The organism is Phenylobacterium sp. (assembly GCF_044372605.1).
In the GTDB taxonomy this organism is placed as follows: Bacteria; Pseudomonadota; Alphaproteobacteria; order Caulobacterales; family Caulobacteraceae; genus Phenylobacterium.
The window spans coordinates 1-7,133 of record NZ_JBILRO010000182.1 but is presented as its reverse complement, the minus strand read 5'-3'; the positions used below and the strand labels follow the sequence as shown (position 1 = coordinate 7,133).

General features: G+C 67.9%; 5 protein-coding genes and 1 tRNA gene. 1 reads left to right on the top strand and 5 read right to left on the bottom strand.

What is annotated here, in order from left to right; all coding sequences use genetic code 11:
• Positions 1 to 182 precede the first annotated feature (182 nt).
• The 3 genes from ACIQ42_RS13710 to ACIQ42_RS13700 form a co-directional block, all read right to left on the bottom strand.
• A tRNA-Arg gene (locus ACIQ42_RS13710) sits at positions 183 to 259 on the bottom strand.
• Positions 260 to 340: 81 nt separating this feature from the next.
• The gene (locus tag ACIQ42_RS13705; RefSeq protein ID WP_397422789.1) at positions 341 to 1,630 is read right to left on the bottom strand and encodes a hypothetical protein; all 1,290 of its coding nucleotides are present in this window, start codon (positions 1,628 to 1,630) and stop codon (positions 341 to 343) included.
• A 37-nt stretch (positions 1,631 to 1,667) separates the two neighbouring features.
• On the bottom strand, positions 1,668 to 2,702 hold the full coding sequence (locus tag ACIQ42_RS13700; protein ID WP_397422788.1) for a P1 family peptidase: 1,035 nt from the start codon (positions 2,700 to 2,702) through the stop codon (positions 1,668 to 1,670).
• 131 nt (positions 2,703 to 2,833) lie between these two features.
• Between ACIQ42_RS13700 and ggt the strand changes: the two genes are divergently transcribed.
• Positions 2,834 to 4,498 carry a gamma-glutamyltransferase gene (gene ggt / locus ACIQ42_RS13695; RefSeq protein WP_397422792.1) on the top strand — a complete coding sequence of 555 codons (1,665 nt, stop codon included), beginning with the start codon at positions 2,834 to 2,836 and terminating at the stop codon, positions 4,496 to 4,498.
• 27 nt (positions 4,499 to 4,525) lie between these two features.
• On the opposite strand, the gene ACIQ42_RS13690 is transcribed toward ggt, so the two are convergent.
• Positions 4,526 to 6,007 (bottom strand): sensor histidine kinase, encoded by a 1,482-nt coding sequence (locus tag ACIQ42_RS13690; RefSeq protein WP_397422786.1) that lies wholly within the window; start codon positions 6,005 to 6,007, stop codon positions 4,526 to 4,528.
• 61 nt (positions 6,008 to 6,068) lie between these two features.
• A complete protein-coding gene (locus ACIQ42_RS13685; RefSeq protein ID WP_397422791.1) occupies positions 6,069 to 7,109 on the bottom strand; it encodes a quinone-dependent dihydroorotate dehydrogenase in 1,041 nt (346 codons plus the stop codon).
• Positions 7,110 to 7,133 lie beyond the last annotated feature (24 nt).

Here is a 7,133-nt window from a genome sequence, read left to right as displayed (position 1 = left end):
CGTGATCGGCTGGCCCTTCGCGATCTTCTCGACCATATGCCTGCTGACGTTCATCTCCAGCCGGAAGACCCCGGGCGAGAACCCGGTCAACCGGCTGGCGGAGTTCGTCTCGGATCGGTTGCGCGCGGTGGCGCCACGAGCCTAAGGGGCGGGAGGACGACGTTTGATTTCAATGGGAAGAATGGCGCGCCCGGAACGATTCGAACGTCCGACCCTCAGATTCGTAGTCTGATGCTCTATCCAGCTGAGCTACGGGCGCGCATAGCCTTACGGCAAGGGCGCGGAACCTAGTCGCGGGCGGGGCGGAGCGCAAGGCCCCGACGCCCTGAAATTTCAAGGCTCAGCGCGGGAACGGCAGGCCGCCGCCCAGAATGCCCTTCCGCAGGATGTCGGCGGCGCTGGGGGCCTTGGCGGGCTTCGGGGGTTGGACGGGCTTCTGGGACTGCGGGTTGGCGCTGCTGCGACCGGCGCGACCGCCCATCATCTCGTTCATGTCCATGCCCAGCAGGCCGCCGGTGGCGGACCGGTAGCGCACCTTGACGGCCCACTCCTGGTTCCAGGCGATCCTCGGATTTTCCGGCCTGGGCGGGTAGACGAAATTGGCCTCGCCGCCAAAGGCGGCAAGTTGCAACATAGCCTGGGGCGCGGCATCGACCACTTCCTTGGGAATGGCGCAAGACCGGGTTGCGGGGCCCATAAGGGCCTTGGCGGCCACCAGCCGATTGATCTCGGACGGTGCAAGGTAGTCTGGCATTACGAAGGCGGCCGTCTGGGACTCAGACGAACTCCAGAGCACCATGGTCTCACCGTCACCGCCGCCGACAGCGGTCGCGAAATAGGCCTGAGCGTTACCCACCAGGTTCCAGCCGATATTGGCCCATCCGCCAGGCGCCTTGGTGTTTGTGGTCAGGTTGAGCGGGCCGAGGAAATCCTGGTCCTCCTCGAGCGTGAAGTTCATCTGTGGGCTGTAGTTGCCGCGGATTGTGTGTTCGCCCAGCAGCGATCCCTGGGAGGGGATGCCGGCGTTGCGGGTCTTTTCGTTGGGCCAGTCGCCATAGGTGCGATTCTTCGAGACCGAGGGCGGCGACATATTGCGGAAATCGATGCCGTTGAGGCCGGATAGGCCCGCCGGGATCTGACCTGCCGCGAGCTTGGCGAAATCGATGACGATGGGCTGACCGGGCCTGGCCTTCTCACCACAACCCCAGAAGATCAGAAGGCGCCCCCGGGGTTTCTGGAAATCGCGCGGGATCTGGCCAGGCTCTCGCGGCTCCGGCGGGGCGAGCTTCGGCGTTAACAGGGGCAGGCTGGCGCCTACCGCCAGGCTTTGCGGAGGCAGGTGCTCGGCCGATGGCGCCGCAGTGGTCTGGCTGGAGCCGAGTTGCAGGGTGAGCGACTTGTTGGCCCCGGCCCCGCCGCCGCCCATCATCTGGCGCATCATCGCCATGGGATTGGGATTGCCGCCGCCACTGGGCAGGCCGAAGCCGGTCTGGGTCTGGGCGCTCATCCAGTAGACGGCGACAGGGCCGGTGACTTTCTGGACAACTTGGCCGGTCTGCGCTGTGGCGCCGGAAACCGTAACCGTCGCGGCGACGCCGGAGAGCAGGGTAAGTGTGCGAGCCAGACCCATGGACGTGATCTCCTGAACAGAAACCTGTTGGACGTTATCAGCGCGAACCGTCGACCGGAAGGTCCCGCCAGCAAGGAACTCCCGTTCCCGGCCAAGGGGTCGCCTCAAACACCCCGCGGGCGACAGCGCGGGCCAGGGTGTCGGCGGCCAGCGCGCCAAGGCGGGCGATCATGTAATCGGGCTGCTCGCCCAGCGGCCGCAGACCCGTGCCGACTGCAAAGACGACGTCGCCGTCGAAGGGCGCGTGGATCGGTCGAATCGCGCGGGCCAGACCGTCCTGGGCCATGACGGCGAACCGCTTGGCCTGGGCCGGGGTCAGGATGGCGTCGGTGGCCACACAGGCGATGGTCGTATTGCGGGTCTCGACGGGCCGTTTGGCGGAACCCCATGCGTCCGGGCCTGCCGCCAGGCCGGCGGATCCAAGACCGCCGAACTCGCCCTCCAGCTCGAACGGCGCGGCCCAGAAGGTGCGACCGTCAGGCGCGATCACCGAACCCCAGCTATTGACCGCCACCACCGCGCCGACCGTAAAGCCGTCGGTAGTGATCACTGACGCCGAGCCCGTACCGCCCTTCAGTCCTCCGGCCATGGCCCCGTAACCGGCACCGGCAGTACCCAGCGCAAAGTCGAGACCGGCCGCAGCCACGGCGGCCCGGCCCAGTTCGCGGTATGGTGGCTGTTCGTCCCAACCCTTGTCGCCGCCATTGGCCACGTCAAACAGGATGGCACCCGGCACCACCGGAGACTTCGGGATGCCCGCCACCAGACCGAAGCCGCGCCCTCTCGCGCCTAGCCAGGTCACCACTCCGTCCGCTGCGGCCAGCCCATAGACAGAGCCGCCGGAGAGCACGATGGCGTCCACTGCCTCGACGAGGTTCTCGGGCTGAAGCGCATCGGTTTCGCGCGTGCCGGGCGCACCGCCGCGCACATCGCAGGCCGCGACTGCGCGTTCATCAGGCAGAATCACGGTGACGCCGGTGCGAACGCCCGCATCTTGCGCCTGCCCGACCCTTAGGCCGGGAACATCGGTGATCAGATTGCGTGGGCCTGGACCGGGGCGATTTGCATCCATAGGAGGGACCTCGCACGACCCGGCGTTTGTTGTCCACGCCGCCGCCGGTCTATGGTCCCGCCGACTGTCAATCTGGAGCGAACCGTCTCGTGAAACTGTCTTCCGCCTGCACCCCCCTGGCCCTTGCCCTGATGCTTAGCGCCTGCGCCACCCCGCAGGCCGCCGTGTCGCAGCCAGCGGCGGCATCGACCGGCATGGTGGCCGCCGCCAATCCGATGGCGGTGGAGGCGGGCCTCAAGGTTCTGCGCGCCGGCGGAACCGCCGTGGACGCCGCCGTGGCGGTACAGGCGACACTGGGTCTGGTGGAACCGCAGAGCTCCGGTCTCGGCGGCGGCGCGTTCCTCACCTACTACGACGCGAAGACGAAGAAGGTGACCACATACAATGGCCGCGAGACAGCGCCGATGGCGGCGACGCCGGAGCTGTTTTACGGCGCCGATGGCAAGCCGCTCAACAAGGGCGCGGCGATCCTGAGCGGGCGTTCCACCGGCGTGCCCGGCGCGGTGGCGATGCTGTCGCTGGCCCAGTCCCAACACGGGAAGCTGGCCTGGAAGGACCTGTTCGGCGAGGCCGAACAACTGGCCGACCGTGGGTTTCCAGCGCCACGGCGGATGGCCGCCGCCGCCTCCAGCCGCGCGGGCCAGGCCGCGACCAGGGACGCCGTCACCTACTTCACCAAGGCGGACGGGACCAAGATCCAGCCCGGCGACATCGTCAGGAATCCTGCCTATGCCGCCACGGTACGAAAGATCGCCGCCGAGGGGCCGAAGGCGCTGCTGGAAGGTCCGATCGCCGAGGCCATCGTGGCCAAGGTGCGAGAGGGCGACATGCCGGGGTCTCTCACGCTTGCGGACCTGAAGGCCTATCGCCCAAAAGCCGAGGCCGGACTCTGCCGACCCTATCGCACCTACATCGTTTGCGTACCCGGCGCACCGTCCAGCGGCCCTGCGGTCCTGCTGGGTCTGGGCATTCTCGAGAACACCGCCATCGGCAAGCATCCGAACGACGTGGAGGGCTGGTACCTGTTCAGCCAGGCCAGCCGCCTTATGTACGCCGACCGTGATCGCTACATCGGTGACCCGGACTTCATCGACGTACCCGTCAAGGGCCTGCTTGACCCAGCCTATGTTGCGGCGCGCGCGAAGCTGATCGGCCCCAACGCTGACCCCGCCCCGCCCGCGCCCGGCAACCCGGAGGGTGCAGGCCCCCGGGCGCCGGACCGCACCCAGGAGCCCGGCGGCACCACCCATTTCGCCATCGTCGACCGTTGGGGCAACGCGGTTTCGATGACCGCCACGGTGGAAAGCACATTCGGCTCCGGCCGGATGGTCGGGGGCTTCTTCCTGAACAATCAGCTCACTGATTTCTCGTTCGCTCCCCGTGAGCGCGATGGCGCGCCTGCGGCCAACGCGGTGGGCCCCGGCAAACGACCACGCTCATCCATGGCGCCGGCCATCGTGCTCGACCGGAACTACCGGTTTGTCGCCGCGGTGGGTTCGCCCGGCGGGCCTTCTATCCTGGCCTATAATCTGAAAGCTCTGGTGGGCGTGCTCGACTGGAAGATGACCATGCAAGAGGCCATCAATCTGCCGAACCTGATCTCCGGTGGAACCTTCTATGCGGCAGAGACCACGAAGTTCTCGCCGGAACTGACGGCCGGCCTGGAGGCGCGCGGCATCAAGATGACCAGCGGCTTCGGCGCCGAGGGCTCGGGTCTGCACGGCATCGAGGTCACGCCGCAGGGCCTTCGCGGCGCGGCCGATCCCCGCCGCGAGGGCGTGGCCAAGGCGCCCTGAGGCTTCAAACCTGTCGGACGGCGAGCCTCAGCTCGCGCTGACGTTCTTTCGGGTCCGCGCCCGCGGGCCCGGCGTGCCCGGCAGGCGGAGCTCGAAGACCGTGCCTTCGTCACCGGTGACCGAAAGGGTCAGGTCGCCGCCGTGGGCCTGCGCCAGTTCGCGGGCGATGGCGAGGCCAAGCCCGGTGGAGTCCGGCCGTCCCGAACCGGCGAAGGGCTGGAACAGGCGCTCGCGCATCCGCTCCGGCACGCCCGGGCCGTTGTCAGAGATCCGGATCAGGCTGGCTCCGCCCACCGCCTCCAGCGACACCTCGATCCGGCCTGCGAGCTTGCGGTCCGGCTGGTGCTCGATAGCCTGGCGGGCATTGCGTAGCAGGTTGACCAGAATGCGGTGAAATTGATCGGGGTCCGCGATCACCTGATCGGCAGCGGTCACCTTGGAGGCGAATCGGATACCCGAATCAGCCAGCCGCGCCTCGGCGGCCGCTTCGGCCAGCGCACCGGCCAGGCCGAGTGTCTGGGTCTCCGGCGCGGCTTCCTGGGTCTTGCCATAGGCCAGGACGCCCGAAGCCAGCTTTACCGCGCGATCCAGCGCCCGCTCGAGCCTCGGCAGGGCCTGGCTCACCTTCGGGTCCTTGAGGGCCGCCAGCCGTTCCGAAGCCAGCTGGGCGCCGGTCAGCATGTTCTTCAGGTCGTGATTGATCTTGGCCACGGCCTCGCCCAGCGCCGCCAGTCGCGCCCGCGAGCTGAGCGCCACCCGCAGGTCCGCCTGCATGCGATCCAGTTCCGCCTCGGCGCGGCCGATCTCGTCGCGACGGCCGGAAAGCTGGACCCGGGCGTCGGGATCATCCGGATCGGCGCGGAAACGCTCCATGGCGTGCGTGATCCGCTGCATCGGGCGCACCAGAAACAGGTTGAGCGCCAGAAACACGATCAGGCCGGCCAGCGCCGAGACTCCCGCCACGATCGCCACCAGCCGCCAGAGATAGCTCGCCAAGGCCTTCTTGAGCTCGGTATCAGTGGCGACGAACTCGATGAAATCGGCCTCACGGAACCGGGGTTCGGCGACCACGCGCATGCGATCGCCAGGACCGAACAGTGTCTGGAACGGCGCAAACAGACCCAGTCCCGCCGCCCGGGACCGAAGATCCACAAGGTAGGGTGCCCTGGCTGGTCGCGAACTGGCGAACACCAGCCTGCGGACGCCGTCACTGGAAACCGCCACGATCTCCACCCCCGCGCCCTCCAGCAGCTGGGTCTTGAGCTGTTCGGAAACCACCCGGTCCGGGGCGACTTCTGCGGCGAGCGAAGCCAGCTCTGCGGCGCGGACGCGGTCCAGCAACCACTGCTTCTCATAGGCCGCCATGGCCGGCAGAATCGCCAGCGCGCCGCCCAGGGTGGCGATGACGACCGTCAGGACCAGCAGACGTGCCGAAAGGCCCCCGGGCCAGAACAGGCGGCGGCGCCAGGGTCTCTCAGGCGGCTTGGTCGGCGGGGACGCGTCGGCCATCGTCCCTACGCGTTACTGCAGCCTGACCGGCGCGGCAACGTAGCGCACCGTTGGGAGGTTACTATTCGGCGCCTACGGCCTCTTGCACGGAGCGAAATCCGTCGGCGCGCAAAAGAGCGGCAAGATCGCGCTTGATGCGGACGACAAGGCCCGGACCCTCGTAGGCAAGCGCCGAATAGAGCTGGACGGCCTGAGCGCCAGCCCGGATCTTGGCGTAGGCGTCCGCGCCGGAGCCAATCCCGCCTGCCCCGATCAGCAGGAACCGACCGTTGGTCAAACTATGGAACCGTCGGAGCACCTGCGTCGACGGCGCCATCAGGGGCGCGCCTGATAGCCCCCCGGTCTCGCCACGATGAGCAGATTTCAGTCCCGGCCGTGCCAGGGTGGTGTTGGCGACGATCACCCCGGCCAGGCCGTGCCCCGCCACCACCTCGGCGATAGCCTCGACCTCGGCATCTTCCAGATCCGGCGCAACCTTCAGGAACATGGGTGCGGCGACGCCCGACGGCAGCGACTGGGCGGTGTTCATCAGGCGCCCGAGCAGTTCGTCCAGCGCCGCGCGGGTCTGCAGAGCCCGAAGGCCCGGCGTATTCGGCGAGGAGATGTTGATCGTGAAATAGGACGCCATGCCCCATAGCCGTCTCAAGCCGCTGGTGTAGTCGGCAAGACGGTCTTCGCTGTCCTTGTTGGCGCCCAGATTGGCGCCGACCACGCCGGATCCACGTTTCGCGAGACGGGCGGCGAAAGCCTCCAGACCTGCGTTGTTGAAACCCATCCGGTTGATCACCGCGCGATCCTCGGCGAGGCGGAACAGACGGGGCCGGGGATTGCCCACCTGCGGTAGCGGCGTGACGGTGCCGCACTCGGCGAACCCGAAGCCCGCGCGCAGCATCGGGCCGAACACCTCGGCGTTCTTGTCGAAACCCGGTGCGAGACCGATGGGATTGGGTAGCTTCAGGCCCGCCAGCTCACAGGCCAGGATCGGATCATCGGCTCGCGCCACAGGACCCAACCCCAGCTTCAGGGCACGGATCGCCAGGTTGTGGGCATCTTCCGGATCCAGCCCCCGAAGGGCGCCGGTGGCCAGGCGATGGAGGTCGATCATGCCGGCAACGACAATTGTGGT

What these genes read in the sequence shown, in the direction of transcription:
- ACIQ42_RS13705 (WP_397422789.1), bottom strand. Translation starts at nt 1,630, where the DNA reads ATGGGTCTGGCTCGCACACTTACCCTGCTCTCCGGCGTCGCCGCGACG.
- ACIQ42_RS13700 (WP_397422788.1), bottom strand. Translation starts at nt 2,702, where the DNA reads ATGGATGCAAATCGCCCCGGTCCAGGCCCACGCAATCTGATCACCGAT.
- ggt (WP_397422792.1), top strand. Translation starts at nt 2,834, where the DNA reads ATGCTTAGCGCCTGCGCCACCCCGCAGGCCGCCGTGTCGCAGCCAGCG.
- ACIQ42_RS13690 (WP_397422786.1), bottom strand. Translation starts at nt 6,007, where the DNA reads ATGGCCGACGCGTCCCCGCCGACCAAGCCGCCTGAGAGACCCTGGCGC.